Here is a 14,623-nt window from a genome sequence, read left to right as displayed (position 1 = left end):
TGGACAGTAGGAAAAGATCCCCCCTTGCCCCCCTTAAAAAGGGGGGAATAGGAAAGTCCCCCTTTTTAAGGGGGATTTTCCGCAAGCGGACATGAAAGGGGGATCAAGATGTCCCACATAAAGCGCGAAAACTGCTGTATCAAGTCCGATTGTTCATGTCCGCGAAGCGGAAATACCATGATTAAAAATTTAGGGAGCGAGACGCTCCCACTCCAGTAATATCAAGGGATTAGAGGAGTGCGGGCATCTTGCCCGCTTCTTCACCCTTTATCCGGATTTGACATTAAGCAATTTTATCTAACAGTTGACGACGTTTTTGCTCAAATTCATACTCAGTAATTAAACCCTCTTGCCGTAAAGACTCTAACTGACGTAAAGCGTCGGCCACCGACTCCACCCGATCGCCGATCGGGCCCGTTTCTTTACAACCCCCTTTGGGCCAGAACCTTGACCAATCTACTTCAGGAATCTTCAGCCCCGAAATCACCGGAACCGGCCCCGGATAGTTCTCGTTAAACTCCTCATCATCTTGTACTAAATACCACACAGCCTCAATCACGCTGGCCACATGGGGAATCGGAGTCCAAGACAACAACAAATAGACCACCCCCCATAAAGGTTGGCCTAAATAAAATTTATGCAATCCGGCGATCGGGATCAACACCCCAGAAAACGCCAAAATCATCCCCACTTTGCGACTCTTTTCCTTATTCACCACCCCTAAAAGTCCATCCTAATCTGCTCATACTTAAATAATAGCCCCATTCCCCCATCTCCCCATCTCCCCATCTCCCCATCCCCATTCCCCCAAATACGGAAAACCGAATTTTACTCCCATCTCCCACTCCATTAGAATAAAACCAGTGCATCATCGCGCCTTACCTTACAACAGTCAACCTATCAAAAAAAAAGCCATGGGATTCTTCGATTCAGAAATTGTGCAACAAGAAGCCAAACAACTCTTTGAGGATTACCAATCCCTAATTCAGCTTGGCAGTGACTATGGCAAATTTGACCGAGAAGGCAAAAAGCTATTCATCGAACAGATGGAAGCCCTGATGGATCGATATAAAGTATTTATGAAACGCTTTGAACTCTCAGAAGACTTCATGGCTCAAATGACCGTTGAACAGCTCAAAACCCAATTGGGACAATTTGGAGTTACCCCACAACAGATGTTCGATCAGATGAATTTCACCCTAGAGCGGATGAAATCTGAACTCGAAAAACAAACCTAAAACTTCAAACTTCCTATGGCTGCGGGCGGGGGAATTCACTCGGAGAACGGAAGTTCTCCACCGGTTCGTTTGCCAAAGCTTTGTGCATAAAATCTCGCCAAATTGGAGCCACAAAACCCCCTCCAGTTACTCCCCTAGCGAGAGGTCGATAGTCATCATTGCCCACCCAAACCGCTACAGACAATTGGGGAACATAACCCACAAACCAAATATCACGCTCCGAAGTTGTCGTTCCCGTTTTACCGGCTGCTGGGCGACCTAATCTAGCATTCGTTGCCGTTCCTCGGTCAATTACCCCTTGCAAAGAACTATTCAGAGAAGCCACCGCCCAAGGATCGAGAATCAGCTTCGGTTTCGGGGTATTATCCAACAAAACATTGCCATGACTATCAATCACTTGGGCAATAAACGTCGGTTGTGAATGCCAACCATTATTCGCGAACGTCGCAAACGCTCCCGCCATTTCCAGGGGCGTTAAATCAACCGATCCCAAAGGCAACGAAATCACCGGGTCCATCGGACTTTTAATCCCTAAATTGCGGACAACTTCAACCACCTTATTCAGACCCACTGCCTGGCCAATTTTAACCGCAGGCACATTTAAAGAAACTTCAAGAGATTTACGCAAACTCACCGCCCCGGAAAAACTGCCCCCATAGTTTTGGGGAGAATAATAGCCATCACCATCCCGATACCTTACCGGGGAGTCACTCACCACAGACTCTGGCGTATACTTGCCACTCGCAAAAGCCGCGTAGTAAACAAACGGTTTAAACGAAGACCCTGGTTGTCGCTGGGCTTGTACCGCCCGGTTATATTGACTGGTTTCATAATCAAACCCTCCCACCATCGCTTTAACAAAATGGGTACGGGGGTCAACCGCTACTAGGGCCAACTGTCCATTATCGTAATCATAATAGACCCCTTGGTTATACAAACGATTATGCCAATCCTTAACCGTTTGCTCCGCAAGTCGTTGTAGCTTGAGATCGATGGTGGTTTGAATTCGCAAACCCCCTTTGACCACCATATCCCGACCAAAGCGGTCTGAGAGTTCTTGAATTACCGCCTCCGTCAGATAGGGCACTTTACTCTGGCCAAAAGAAGTCACCCGTCCCACCAATAACGGCTGTTCCTTCGCTTCCTTCTCTTCCTCAGCCGTAATCCAATTCAATTCTCGCATCCGACCCAAAACGATCGCCTGCTGACGTTTGGCTAACTTATAATCGACAAAAGGACTCAAACTCTCTGGCGCTTGAATCAAACCCGCCATCATTGCCCCCTCTGCCAACGTTAGATCCGCAGCAGACTTAGCAAAATAACTCTGGGCCGCCGTCTCCACCCCATAGGTATTATGGCCCCAGTACACCTGGTTCAAATACAGCTCTAAAATCTCATCTTTGGTCAGAATTTGCTCCAAGCGCATGGCCAAAACGGCTTCAGCCACCTTCCGACTCATTTGCCGCTCTGGAGACAGAAACAGATTTTTCACCAACTGCATGGTAATGGTTGATGCACCCTCGCTAATTCCTCCCTTTTCAATATTGGCTAATAGGGCCCGACCCACACTACTGGGATTAATCCCATTGTGGAGATAGAAGTGGGAATCCTCGATCGCCAGCACTGCCATTTTCAACTCAGGCGAAATCCGCTCTAGGGGGACAACTTCCCGGTTAGCCTCATCATGGATACGGGTCAGTAGTTCGCCATTAATATCATAGATATAACTGGTCTCCGTCGGCATATAGCTTCTGAGACTGCGGACATCTGGCAGATTGCGAAAACTTAAGGCTAAACCTACCAGTCCTCCGGCAAAGATGGAACTGGCGAGCATCATCACTCCCAAAATCGTACCACCTGCCACTTTGCCCACTCCTTGGACAAACTGAAGGCTAGGGGTCATGGATTTTGATGGCTTACGACTGATAGTATTAGACGACACGATGATTTAACTTCCTCAGCTCGAACAAATGGATAGGGATAAGAACCAGACCTGGAATCTTAGAGATGGATGAATGGGGACTGACCCATAGTTTAACCTTTACCTGCAATAAGTGTTAACAGGTATTACAGAGATTAGCAAAATATTAACGGATTATAGAACTTTTGCTCCCATGACAACTATGAACTCAACCTGGAATTGGCTCCATCGCGGTGTTAGTGAAATTTTTCCCCAACGCCTCGATAGCGATGATCCTGATGAAAACCTACAAGGGCGTATTGAGCAGTCCGGACGACCCTTAAGGGTGAAATTGGGCATCGATCCCACGGGGACAGATTTACATTTGGGCCACAGTATTGCCGTGCGGAAACTGCGAGCCTTTCAAGATGCTGGCCATACGGCTGTTTTGATCATTGGGGATTTTACGGCTCAAATTGGTGACCCCACGGGAAAATCGGAGGTTCGCCGTCAACTTACGGCAGAACAGGTGCAGGAAAATGCCCAAACCTATTTAGATCAACTGCGTCCCATTCTCGATTTTGATACTCCGGGGCGCTTAGAAATTCGCTATAACTCGGAATGGCTGGCCCAGTTGGATCTCACAGAAATTTTGGGCTTGTTGGCTACGATGACGGTGGGACAAATGTTAGCCAAAGAAGGATTTGCCGATCGCTATAGCCAAGAAAATCCCATTTATCTCCATGAGTTTCTGTATCCCTTGATGCAAGGCTATGATTCTGTGGCAGTCAAGGCGGATGTGGAGTTGGGGGGAACTGACCAAAAGTTTAATATTGCTGTGGGTCGAGATTTACAGCGCCATTTTGGCCTGAAGCCCCAGTTTGGTTTACTGGTTCCGATTTTGCTGGGGACGGATGGAGGGCAGAAGATGTCGAAGTCCTTGGGCAATTATGTGGGGCTGTGGGAAAATGCGGTGACCATGTATTCTAAGTTGGAGAAAACGCCGGATGGGATTATTCGGGACTATGTGGAGTTGCTGACTGATTTGGTTTGGGAGGAGTTACCGGAAAATCCGAGGGAACGGCAAAAGCTGTTAGCTCTGGATGTGGTGACTCAGTATAAGGGTAAGGAGGCTGCTCTGGAGGCGCAAAAGGCGGCTTTGAGTCAAGGGGAAGCGGGAAGTATTCCTGAGTTTAGTTTGCAGGATGTGCAGTTTCCGGCCAAGTTCTTTTATGTGGTTAGCGCGGCTGGGTTATGTAATGGGTCTTCTGAGGCTCGGCGCTTGATCCAGGGGGGCGGGGTAAAATTAGCGGGGGAAAAGATGAGTGACCCTAATTTGGTGTTTGAACGGGCTGATGACATAGAGGGAAAAGTGTTGCAGGTAGGTAAGAATAAGTTTGCCCGGTTGGTGAAGTAAGGAGGGGATTTAAGGATGACGGCCGCAGACCGGATTATTGTAGCGTTGGATGTTTCGAGTGGGGAGGAGGCGATCGCCCTTTTGGATCGATTGCCGGATGTGCAGTTCTGGAAAGTGGGCCTAGAATTGTTTGTTAGCACGGGCCCCAGCATCCTAGAGGAACTCAAACAACGGCAAAAGCGCATTTTTCTGGATCTCAAATTCCATGATATCCCCAATACTATGGCGGGAGCTTGTCGAGCGGCGGGAGGCTATGGGGTTGACTTGCTCACCGTCCATGGAGTAGCGGGGCGAACGGCTTTGCAGCGTGCCCTAGAAGCGTCTAGAGCAGGGGCAGAATCGGCGGGCTTATCCCCTCCGAACTTGTTGGCAATTACTTTGCTCACGAGCCTTAATTCGCGGGATTTAGCCTTCGATCTGAAAGTGCCGGTGGAACTGCCGGAATATACTCTACAGATGGCTCTGCTTGCCCAGGAGTCGGGTATTCAGGGGGCGGTCTGTTCTCCCCAGGAAGCCGCCCAACTGCGGCGGGTTTGTGGGGATGAGTTTCTGTTGGTCTGTCCGGGGGTGCGCCCGACTTGGGCGGAGGGGGGAGACCAGCGCCGGGTGATGACTCCCCAAGAGGCGCTTCAAGCGGGGGCGAGTTATTTGGTGATTGGGCGACCGATTACGGGGGCTGACGATCCTCAAGGGGCCTGGAAGCGGATTAATGACGAGTTGGCAGGTTAAATCTGATGGTGTTCCTCTGGGAATTAGCCCTCGGACAACCTGGGGTTACTTATGAGGGTTCAGAAGTCCGGGTTGTTTCCATTCAGAGCTGCGGGGAGGATTTTGAGCAGTTGATTGAGGAGATGGTGCGGGATTTTACGGGTTATGCTAATCGGGTGATGCAGCGTCACCGCGATCGCTTTAAGCCTTATCCTATTCCCTCAGTGATTACGGTGGGCAAACCGGACTTTGACCCGCTCCCCCTTCCCTTTGGGGCAGAAATTCCCGAAAATTCCCGCCAGGTGTTTCTCACTGCTTTAGAGCGGACTTATCAAGGACTAACCATTGTAGATCGAGAGGTTTATTATTGGCTATTTCTGACTGAGACTGAGGGGGGATGGGAGTTGGTTTTGCTGTTGTCTGCGGTGACGGATGGGGAGCGGTTGGTTCGTTTACCAGAGAGTCGAGAAGGGGCGATTGCTGAAGCGGTTCGGCTTTGGTTGCGGGATTATCAGTTTAGTCGTTGAAAGTAGCGATCGGGTTTTTAGCCAAAGGGATTTAGGTTGGTTTCAATCCCTAATAGGGATTTAGGTTGATTTAAACTTCAACCTTTATTTTCTTATAAGCTTTCTTGTGACCGTTTCAATCCCTAATAGGGATTTAGGTTGATTTCAACCGGGTGGAGTTTTGATCAACAAAGGGCCATCCAATATGTTTCAATCCCTAATAGGGATTTAGGTTGATTTCAACGCCCCGTCATGACTCCTTGAAGCCCACCGGCAAGTTTCTGGTTTCAATCCCTAATAGGGATTTAGGTTGATTTCAACAGAATAAGAGATTGCTCATCTCTCCATAGTGCTTGCGTTTCAATCCCTAATAGGGATTTAGGTTGATTTCAACTAAAGATGCCAAATATCATAAGGAGTATTGTCTGTGTTTCAATCCCTAATAGGGATTTATGTTGATTTCAACGATATCCCAACCCCTAGCGAAATCTTCCAAGAGGCAATCGTTTCAATCCCTAATAGGGATTTATGTTGATTTCAACCTTAGCCGTGCGCGCCAATATCATCTAAGAACAAAGTTTCAATCCCTAATAGGGATTTATGTTGATTTCAACAAGAAAACCAAAAAAACTAAAACTACCATCGAAGCAATGTTTCAATCCCTAATAGGGATTTATGTTGATTTCAACATCAATAACGATCCTCTTCAGGCGATCACCCAGGCTGTTTCAATCCCTAATAGGGATTTATGTTGATTTCAACATCGGATGCACTTAAGCAGGAATTGACGGCAAAAATCGTTTCAATCCCTAATAGGGATTTATGTTGATTTCAACTTCTATTGGCTTGATTATGGCTTTTACCTTTATGCCCGTTTCAATCCCTAATAGGGATTTATGTTGATTTCAACAACTCGGAAAAATTCACCATTACCATTAACGAGCAGTTTCAATCCCTAATAGGGATTTATGTTGATTTCAACAGATCCATCACTTCTTCGATATTATCCAAAATTAAATGTTTCAATCCCTAATAGGGATTTATGTTGATTTCAACATGATACAATGATAGCACTCATGCTAAGAAAGTTTCAATCCCTAATAGGGATTTATGTTGATTTCAACTCCCGTCTCGATTCCTGTCTGACCTTGTACCTTAAAAGTTTCAATCCCTAATAGGGATTTATGTTGATTTCAACAATCGGGCGGGCATACTCTACCTCGTTCTCCTTGTTTCAATCCCTAATAGGGATTTATGTTGATTTCAACTCCATAGGGTATTCAAGTTCCCATTCTTCTATTACGGTTTCAATCCCTAATAGGGATTTATGTTGATTTCAACCCGCGAGATAGAGGCGATCGCCAACACCCTCTGTACGTTTCAATCCCTAATAGGGATTTATGTTGATTTCAACGCATGGCACGGTCGATCCACTAACCTGATGCAGCTCGTTTCAATCCCTAATAGGGATTTATGTTGATTTCAACGTGTGGATTAAAAAGGCAGACCTTCCTAACGCTCGTGTTTCAATCCCTAATAGGGATTTATGTTGATTTCAACTTGGCAACTAGAATTAGCCAGCATCCATGAGCAAGAGTTTCAATCCCTAATAGGGATTTATGTTGATTTCAACCGGGAAGCACTACGGATAGGTGCATAATAGCTGGTTTCAATCCCTAATAGGGATTTATGTTGATTTCAACGCACGATTCGCCTCTCCACCTACAGCAGTATCGCTACCGTTTCAATCCCTAATAGGGATTTATGTTGATTTCAACTTTCTGCTTTAGCACTCATTTCCGCTTGCGTATTCCGCGCCTGGTGTTTCAATCCCTAATAGGGATTTATGTTGATTTCAACTATGCCATTTTTTAAGCTTCATGATTTCTCCTATTGCCCGTTTCAATCCCTAATAGGGATTTATGTTGATTTCAACCTGCTCACTCAAGATGTTGACCACAGTGCGAGCGAGTTTCAATCCCTAATAGGGATTTATGTTGATTTCAACACCAAAACACCCTAAGCACAAGCCAACCCCATGAGTTTCAATCCCTAATAGGGATTTATGTTGATTTCAACCAATTGCTATGCTCTTCAACACTTCCTCTATTTGTGTTTCAATCCCTAATAGGGATTTATGTTGATTTCAACCCAACAGAGAGATGCAGAAGTCCATGGAGAAGGGTGTTTCAATCCCTAATAGGGATTTATGTTGATTTCAACGCAAGAAGGAGGGGATGAAAACCTATTTTGATTCCTGTTTCAATCCCTAATAGGGATTTATGTTGATTTCAACTTAGGGCTTGTGATCGTAATCCTATCAAATTTGTTTCAATCCCTAATAGGGATTTATGTTGATTTCAACCAGGCAAAAGTGATTTGAGGATGCTCCAACGGGCCATAGTGTTTCAATCCCTAATAGGGATTTATGTTGATTTCAACTGCTGGCTGCTGAGACCCTTACGATATTTGGTTTTCAAGGTACATTTCCGACGCACACCCCTAATCATAGCTCACCAGAGACTAAAAAGCAAGTCCAAATCGCTGAAACCCTTGCCCCGTATAGTCCGACGCTACCTTTAAAATTAAAATCGCTGTAAGGCAGACTGAGTAAGCGATACAGCGATTTTGGACTCAAGGGCGATTTTCACACCCCCCTAGCGTCGGATTTTAGGCGAAAAAGATGGACTCGTCGCGGGGCATTTCGCCACCGATACGTTCTACTTTACCTTGGCAACAGGCGCAGAGGAAGTAAAACCGAATGCTATCCGTGTCCGGTTTAATCACCTTACTCAGTCGCTGGCGCAGTTTGGCGTACTGAGTAGGCGTAAGATCGCACTCGAAGACCGAATATTGCATCCATTGGCCGTAGGATTTGAGAATCTTGTGGATGCGGGTGCGGCGCTTGTCTTCCGGGATGTCGTAACTGATGACGATAAACATAGGTGGGATGATTGCATTTAAACTATCTGTTTTAACCCAATTGGTAGGGTGTTCAGAAACCCGGTTTTCAAGAAACCGGGTTTCTAGTCGTTTTCCAACTCATCCGATTTAACCCAATCGGTAGGGTGAAGTTATTGCAGGACTAGGGGAGGATATTGTTCCGTTAATCAAGTAGCTTGACTCCTTCCGACTGACCCAGTTTTACATCAAATGAAGCAGTTTCATGGCAACCAGATAATTGATTAATACGGGTAATCAGATAGTCAGAAAAATCAGCATTTCCTAGCTTCATTTGTTGAATTGACCATGCGATAGCTTCTCGATTTTCAAAAACAAAAAGATTAGCGTTGATAAGATTTTCTAGGGTTGTAATCAGGGTTTCTCGGTTGACTTTATAGCGACTGCGTAAAACCCAAGCGACTTCACACAGCACAATGTTATTAATCAAGCAGGGTTCATTTTCTTGTAATGCTTGCTCAATATACTGATTGGCAATCTGCCATTGCCGTTCATCATCTCGGACTAAAAAACGCACAATAACGTTAGTATCTAATCCCTTCAAACTGACTCTCCTGCACAATCTGAGATTGCCCTATCCATCTCTTCTAACGAAACCGGTTTGCGCCCTTCTTGATAGAGGATACCCGATAAGGTGCGAACATCAATTTTAGCCGGTTCTAAATACACTTTACCATCGGGAGAAATGGCAATATAGATGGAGTCACCGGGTTTGAGTTGCAACCAGTTGATAATTTCTGGAGGTAGAACAATTTCCCCAGAAGGAGTAATTTGAGTCAGTGCCATAATTGGATCTTATATCAATGAACAATTCATAATTTTCATGTCGGTGACAGTCGAAACAATTAACCATTGATCTGGGCTGGTCGCCAGTTGGCTCATGCCCTGTCGCCTACTCTAATAGCTTTCCACACTCGACATTGTAATATCATTTCCCTATTAACCTGCACGCTGACAAGTTGCTCTAGAGCCAATTATCCCTCAAGGACTGTACCAACGGTTTTAACCCAATTGGTAGGGTGTTCAGAAACCCGGTTTCTTGAAAACCGGGTTTCTAGTCGTTTTCCAACTCATCCGATTTAACCCAATCGGTAGGGTAGAGTTATTGCAGGACTAGGGGAGGATATTGTTCCGTTTCGCCCATCAGGTATTTACCCAGGAGACGAGCTTGAATTTCAAAAGCCTCTTGGTAGGTGCATTGGGTTTTCATCACCGGGTGTTTGAAAGAGGACTGTTTTTTCTCTTGATAACAGCGCAAAAAAGTTTTCAGCGCTTCAGGAGTAAGGGAAGTTTCCTTACTGATGGGTTGTTGGATGAAGTCGCTGGGGTTGAGGACTTTACGGTTAAGGGCTTCGAGAACCATACTATCGACAACTAAGGGACGAAATTCTTCCATCAGGTCGAGAGCAAGGGCAGGACGGCCATAGTGTTTGACATGGAGATAGCCGAGGTAGGGGTCGAAACCGACAATATTTACGGCGCTTTGAATGTCGTGGCGCAGGAGAGCGTAACCGAGACTGAGTAAGGAGTTCACAGGGTCGGTAGGGGGACGGCGGTTGCGGGTAGTGAAGGTGAAATCTGGGTTTTGGATGAGTTGGTTGAAGCTGCGGAAGTAGGTGGCACTTCCGGCTCCTTCGAGTCCGCGCAGGGAGTTGATTGCCTCGGTGGTGGAGATCGCCCCTATAATACCTTTCAACTGTTCAATCTCTTCGCTCAGATCAATGTCCGCTCGTCGCCCCCTGCGCTGTAAGCTGGTGCGGTAGTTTTTCAGTTTCCCCCGCACAAAGGCTTGCACCACATGAATGGCTTGGGGCGTGTTGCCATCAGCGGCCCATTGATGTTGGCGCAGAAAGATGTTTTTTCTCAGTTCTGGTTCTAAACAGCCCCGATATTTTCCAGTGGGAGTGAGGAAGGTAAAGGCGATGCGACGGTCGAGGAGTTCTTGCAGCAGAGCCGGGGAAAAGTTGACAGCTCCAAAAGCGACGACTCCATCCACTTTAATCAGGGGAACATCGAGGATTTTTTGTTTTTCTACTTTGACATGAATGCGTTCATCTACTTTACCGATAAAGGCGTTGTCTTGAGTTACATAAAGGGTTCCCATTGTTTTTTCTCCGATTTGTTTATGTGGGTTTGAGGTGGGGATGTCCTCTCCCTAAATCTCTCTCCCACGGGAGAGGGACTTACAGCAGTGTTCGCGCTTTATGCCCTACGTTTCGATCCCCCTAAATCCCCCTTGAAAAGGGGGACTTTTACTGCCCCCCTTTTTAAGCCCCGACCAGTCGCGATCATATGAGATTGATAAGACTTGAAAAGGGGGACTTTTACTCCCCCCCTTTTTAAGGGGGGTTGGGGGGATCTTGGGATGAGGGGAAAATGCTCTAGACTGCGCGAAGCGCTGTCAACTCGCTTCTTGATAGGTTTTGAGTTTTTTAGTGGCTTGGGGCAAACAGGCGGTGTAGAGGCTACATCCACGGCATTTGGGGCTATATTTGGGTGGGGGTATGAGGTCTCCTGAAAAGAGTTTTTGAATGGCTTGGATGGTGGCGATCGCCCCTTGCCGCAAAGTATCATCAATGCTCACAGGATGCCGTTGGTGAGATTGGGCATAATAGACAAAGCCTTCAGTCACCGCAGTGCCAGTCATTTCTTCCAGACACAGGGCTTGAGCGCAGACTTGCAGGGCATCATTTTCATAGTCTCCAACTTTGCCTCGCTTATACTCAACGGGATAAAGTTGGCCATTTTGCGCTTCAATTAAATCCGATTTTCCAATCAAGTTATACTGCTCTGATTTGAGCCAAATCGATCGAACTTGCCAGGTATCATCGCGCATCTCTTGACTGAGGGTGTGGACGCGATCGTGGAGTGTTGTTCCTTCAATCGTATAGGCATTATCTTCAAATTCTCCAGTACAAAACATCCGCCAACAGCGATGGGGACAATAAGCATATTGATTGAGGGCAGAAATAGGAACTTCGGTGTTCATAGGAATACAACATTTGGCGCTGGTAATGAGTACAGTGAAATCAATTTTTAATTTTTTCGGCTGTCGCCGACATGAAAATTTTTAATTTTTAATTGATCCGTCTTGCCATGCCCATTCCCATGGTGGTTTTGCGTCCAATTCCGCAGTAGAGGGCATAGTTAGCGAGGGTGTTCAGGTGTTTGAGAGTGGTAGGGGTGGCATCGCCGAGAAATCGAAAGGTAATTTCGCCAATGGAGCCAATAAATTTACTGCGTTTATCGGCAACGATCGCCGTTTCGATATCGAAAAAACTGGGAAATACGGTATCTAGAGCCAGTTCGGGAATCTCAATACCGCTATACTTGTTCCACCGTTGGCGCAAACTGGCAAAGAGGCGATCGCCACTGGGCAGCGCCGTATCATATTTGCCTTGGCGGAAGGCCATGGGGGTAGCAATACAGAAGCGAAAGCTATTATCGCGCTCTGAGGCTTTCTCGTAGAGTTCGGCATAGGAACAGGAGTTCGCCCAGGGATGAGTAGACTGGGGAGTGGCGAGGATACTGGTAATAATCAGATCCGCAGGGCCTAAATGCCAAGGTTTATCCCGGTTGAGATGGAGCCACAGTTGGGTAAGTTCTCCAAAGAGCGCATCATCGAGCAGGGAGATCCGCCACCAGCAGCCGGTTTCAGCCGGGATAGCGTGTTGATGTTCACACTGTAGGGTTTTGAAGTGGCGACGGGTTTGTAGGGGTGAGAGGGTGAAAGGTTTATCGGCTTGGGAGTCGTGGAGGCGATCGCCGAGAGTGCGATCCACAGAGCTAACCAAGCTAAGAAATAGTGCGTGTAAATGCCGTCCGCTCAGGTATCCGAGGGGAATGGGGGAGAGGGGAGTGAGGTTGAGAACGAGGCTGTAGGGCATGTCAATTAAAAATTAAAACTTTGACTGCGGTACGTTTCGATCCCCCTAAATCCCCCTTAAAAAGAGGGACTTTCTTAATTCCCCCCTTTTTTAAGGGGGGCTAGGGGGGATCTTTATTCGGGCAAGTGGTTGCTGAGGTAGGTTTGGATGGGATGGAGGAGGATGCCGAGGATTTTGTCGATCTGGTTGATGTAGTATTCTAGGCGATCGATGGAAGCCAGGTTATTTTTGAGCATGATAAATTTCCAAACAGTTCCCGTAGAAACAGCGCCATAAATAGCGGGTAAAGGTTGATTATGTTGTTGGTTAAACAGTTGAGCCGCAACCATAGTCGCGATACATTGTCCCAGTCCCCCTTTGATGTTTTCATTTTTGGCTTCAACAATGGTAATGATGGGCGTGCGGATAAAATATTGTTCGGGGGAGCAACTGAGGATATAGTCGCAGTAACCGGAAAGTCCTCGGTCTTTATCTACATCGAATTCTGTCCCCGAAAATAGACTAATTTGAGCCTTAATTTGGCGACGAACTTCAGCTAAAATGGGGGCAATTAAGAATTCTGACCGCGCTTTTTCCGTATTGATCGCCGTCGCTAGGGGCAAGTATTCGTCTAAAGTTTGCTGGAGATAGCCAGAAGGCGTAATTTCTGGAATATCAGTAAACAAGTTTCGATCCTCTTCCAGTTGCAGATCGAGATGGGTTTGCACGCTTTCCAGGGTAGTGAAGTTACTGTAAGCCATGGTAAAATTAGTGAATAAGAGTGTGAATGAGAATGCGTAAGAGCGGTTCTAGATCTTCCAGAACGCGATAACTGTCTAACCCTTCCTGGAAGTGTTTTTGCTCCCGATCTAAGCGTCCAAACTTCCAGATGAAACCTGTGGTAACCGCACCGATCAAGATCGGCTGGTTGGGGGTCTTTTCCCAGCGATCGAGAGCAATCATTTCCGCCACCAGTTGTGTGAAGCCATAGGTTAAATCTTCTTTTTTGGCTTCGATGACTAATAACTGACTTTCAGTTCTGAGAAAATAATCCAGGATGCCTTGCAGTTGGTCAACTTTGAGTGGATATTCAATGCGTAAGGACGCTTGGGTATACTGAACTAAGTCTAAAACAACTTGGGAAATCAGGACTTCTCGACGGGAGGTTTCCGTGATTAAGCTGACATGGGGTAAAACTCGCTCGATGCGCGATCGCGTTTGTTCGAGAAGATTGAGTTCCCCTGAGTATTGCGGGAGATCTAGGCGCGATCGTTCTAAGGAATAACCCAATTCTTCTGCTAAATCTTCGGGAGCAATATTCAGACTGAAGATTTGGCTAAAAGTGTAAGATTGATTGGGTTCTAAAGTTGACATGATTTTATGATTTTAATTTAGGAAATGAGAGTGAAAACTAAAATTCGTAATAGGGTTTCGATATCTTCAGGAACTCGATAAGAATTTAATCCTTGCTGAATGGTTTTAGCCGTTCGGTCTAGGGTGGCAAATTCCCATATTTTCCCTGTTGTTATAGCTCCTACAAAGCGATCTTGATCCGTACTTTTTTCCCATTGATCGAGAGCAACCAGTTCAGCCACCAGTTGAGTGAAACCGTAATCTAAGTCCTCTTTTTTGGCTTCGACAATGAGCAGGCGATCTTTCCCTTCAAGTAAATAATCTAAAGAACCCTGTAGTTGCTCTGTGACTTTAATCGGATATTCAATTTTTAGCTCAGATTGAGTATAATATACTACATCTAAGAGAATGGGAGCGATGAGAACCTCTCGCCGTGCGGTTTCTGTCGATAAGCTAACATAGGGTAAAGCTTCCTCAATGCGCGATCGCGTTTGTTCTGCGCGATCGAGTTCACCTTCATATTGGGACAAGTTTAACCATTCTCGCTTAAACCCATAACCCAACTGATGAGCCAAATCTTTCGCTTCAATTCTCAAGGAAGAGAGCTGGCTAAAGGTGTAAGATATTTCTGGATCTAGAATTTTCATGATTTCAGCGATCTCACTTGAGTTTGA

Annotated in this window: 15 protein-coding genes and 1 CRISPR repeat array; of the genes, 4 read left to right on the top strand and 11 right to left on the bottom strand. The window is 46.2% G+C overall.

The window, feature by feature from the left end; translation table 11 throughout:
- Positions 1-283 precede the first annotated feature (283 nt).
- The gene (locus PMG71_RS12390) at positions 284-718 is read right to left on the bottom strand and encodes an NINE protein (RefSeq protein ID WP_347179271.1); all 435 of its coding nucleotides are present in this window, start codon (positions 716-718) and stop codon (positions 284-286) included.
- A gap of 196 nt (positions 719-914) precedes the next feature.
- On the opposite strand from PMG71_RS12390, the gene PMG71_RS12385 reads away from it, so the two are divergent.
- Positions 915-1,238, top strand: a complete 324-nt coding sequence (locus PMG71_RS12385) for a DUF1825 family protein (protein ID WP_283754002.1) — start codon at positions 915-917, stop codon at positions 1,236-1,238.
- Positions 1,239-1,251: 13 nt separating this feature from the next.
- On the opposite strand, the gene PMG71_RS12380 is transcribed toward PMG71_RS12385, so the two are convergent.
- Complete coding sequence (locus PMG71_RS12380; protein WP_283754001.1) at positions 1,252-3,180, bottom strand: transglycosylase domain-containing protein; 1,929 nt, start codon at positions 3,178-3,180, stop codon at positions 1,252-1,254.
- 172 nt (positions 3,181-3,352) lie between these two features.
- On the opposite strand from PMG71_RS12380, the gene tyrS reads away from it, so the two are divergent.
- The 3 genes from tyrS to PMG71_RS12365 are packed head-to-tail and all read left to right on the top strand — an operon-like array spanning position 3,353 to position 5,790.
- A complete protein-coding gene (gene tyrS, locus PMG71_RS12375; protein WP_430541008.1) occupies positions 3,353-4,555 on the top strand; it encodes a tyrosine--tRNA ligase in 1,203 nt (400 codons plus the stop codon).
- Positions 4,556-4,570: 15 nt separating this feature from the next.
- A complete protein-coding gene (gene pyrF / locus PMG71_RS12370; protein ID WP_283753999.1) occupies positions 4,571-5,284 on the top strand; it encodes an orotidine-5'-phosphate decarboxylase in 714 nt (237 codons plus the stop codon).
- A gap of 5 nt (positions 5,285-5,289) precedes the next feature.
- The gene (locus tag PMG71_RS12365; RefSeq protein WP_283753998.1) at positions 5,290-5,790 is read left to right on the top strand and encodes a hypothetical protein; all 501 of its coding nucleotides are present in this window, start codon (positions 5,290-5,292) and stop codon (positions 5,788-5,790) included.
- Positions 5,791-5,829: 39 nt separating this feature from the next.
- A CRISPR array of direct repeats spans positions 5,830-8,211; the repeat unit is 37 nt; unit sequence GTTTCAATCCCTAATAGGGATTTATGTTGATTTCAAC.
- 228 nt (positions 8,212-8,439) lie between these two features.
- Here the strand turns inward: PMG71_RS12365 and cas2 are convergent.
- From cas2 to PMG71_RS12320, 9 genes are all read right to left on the bottom strand, one after another.
- Positions 8,440-8,712, bottom strand: a complete 273-nt coding sequence (gene cas2 / locus PMG71_RS12360; protein WP_283753997.1) for a CRISPR-associated endonuclease Cas2 — start codon at positions 8,710-8,712, stop codon at positions 8,440-8,442.
- Positions 8,713-8,875: 163 nt separating this feature from the next.
- Positions 8,876-9,274, bottom strand: coding sequence for a type II toxin-antitoxin system VapC family toxin (locus tag PMG71_RS12355; RefSeq protein ID WP_283753996.1), 399 nt, complete (start codon positions 9,272-9,274; stop codon positions 8,876-8,878).
- Positions 9,271-9,516 (bottom strand): AbrB/MazE/SpoVT family DNA-binding domain-containing protein, encoded by a 246-nt coding sequence (locus tag PMG71_RS12350; protein WP_283753995.1) that lies wholly within the window; start codon positions 9,514-9,516, stop codon positions 9,271-9,273. Before PMG71_RS12350 ends, PMG71_RS12355 begins: the two co-directional genes overlap by 4 nt.
- Positions 9,517-9,832: 316 nt before the next feature.
- A complete protein-coding gene (gene cas1d / locus PMG71_RS12345) occupies positions 9,833-10,834 on the bottom strand; it encodes a type I-D CRISPR-associated endonuclease Cas1d (protein WP_283753994.1) in 1,002 nt (333 codons plus the stop codon).
- 297 nt (positions 10,835-11,131) lie between these two features.
- Positions 11,132-11,719, bottom strand: a complete 588-nt coding sequence (gene cas4 / locus PMG71_RS12340) for a CRISPR-associated protein Cas4 (protein ID WP_283753993.1) — start codon at positions 11,717-11,719, stop codon at positions 11,132-11,134.
- 88 nt (positions 11,720-11,807) lie between these two features.
- The gene (gene cas6 / locus PMG71_RS12335) at positions 11,808-12,617 is read right to left on the bottom strand and encodes a CRISPR-associated endoribonuclease Cas6 (protein WP_283753992.1); all 810 of its coding nucleotides are present in this window, start codon (positions 12,615-12,617) and stop codon (positions 11,808-11,810) included.
- Between the two features lie 113 nt (positions 12,618-12,730).
- The gene (locus tag PMG71_RS12330) at positions 12,731-13,357 is read right to left on the bottom strand and encodes a hypothetical protein (protein WP_283753991.1); all 627 of its coding nucleotides are present in this window, start codon (positions 13,355-13,357) and stop codon (positions 12,731-12,733) included.
- Positions 13,358-13,364: 7 nt separating this feature from the next.
- Positions 13,365-13,970, bottom strand: a complete 606-nt coding sequence (locus tag PMG71_RS12325; RefSeq protein ID WP_283753990.1) for a hypothetical protein — start codon at positions 13,968-13,970, stop codon at positions 13,365-13,367.
- A 17-nt stretch (positions 13,971-13,987) separates the two neighbouring features.
- Entirely contained in the window at positions 13,988-14,596 is a 609-nt protein-coding gene (locus PMG71_RS12320) for a hypothetical protein (protein WP_283753989.1), read from the bottom strand.
- Between the last annotated feature and the right edge of the window lie 27 nt (positions 14,597-14,623).

This window comes from Roseofilum acuticapitatum BLCC-M154 (assembly GCF_030068475.1).
In the GTDB taxonomy this organism is placed as follows: domain Bacteria; phylum Cyanobacteriota; class Cyanobacteriia; order Cyanobacteriales; family Desertifilaceae; genus Roseofilum; species Roseofilum acuticapitatum.
This window is presented reverse-complemented; position numbering and strand designations above follow the sequence as displayed.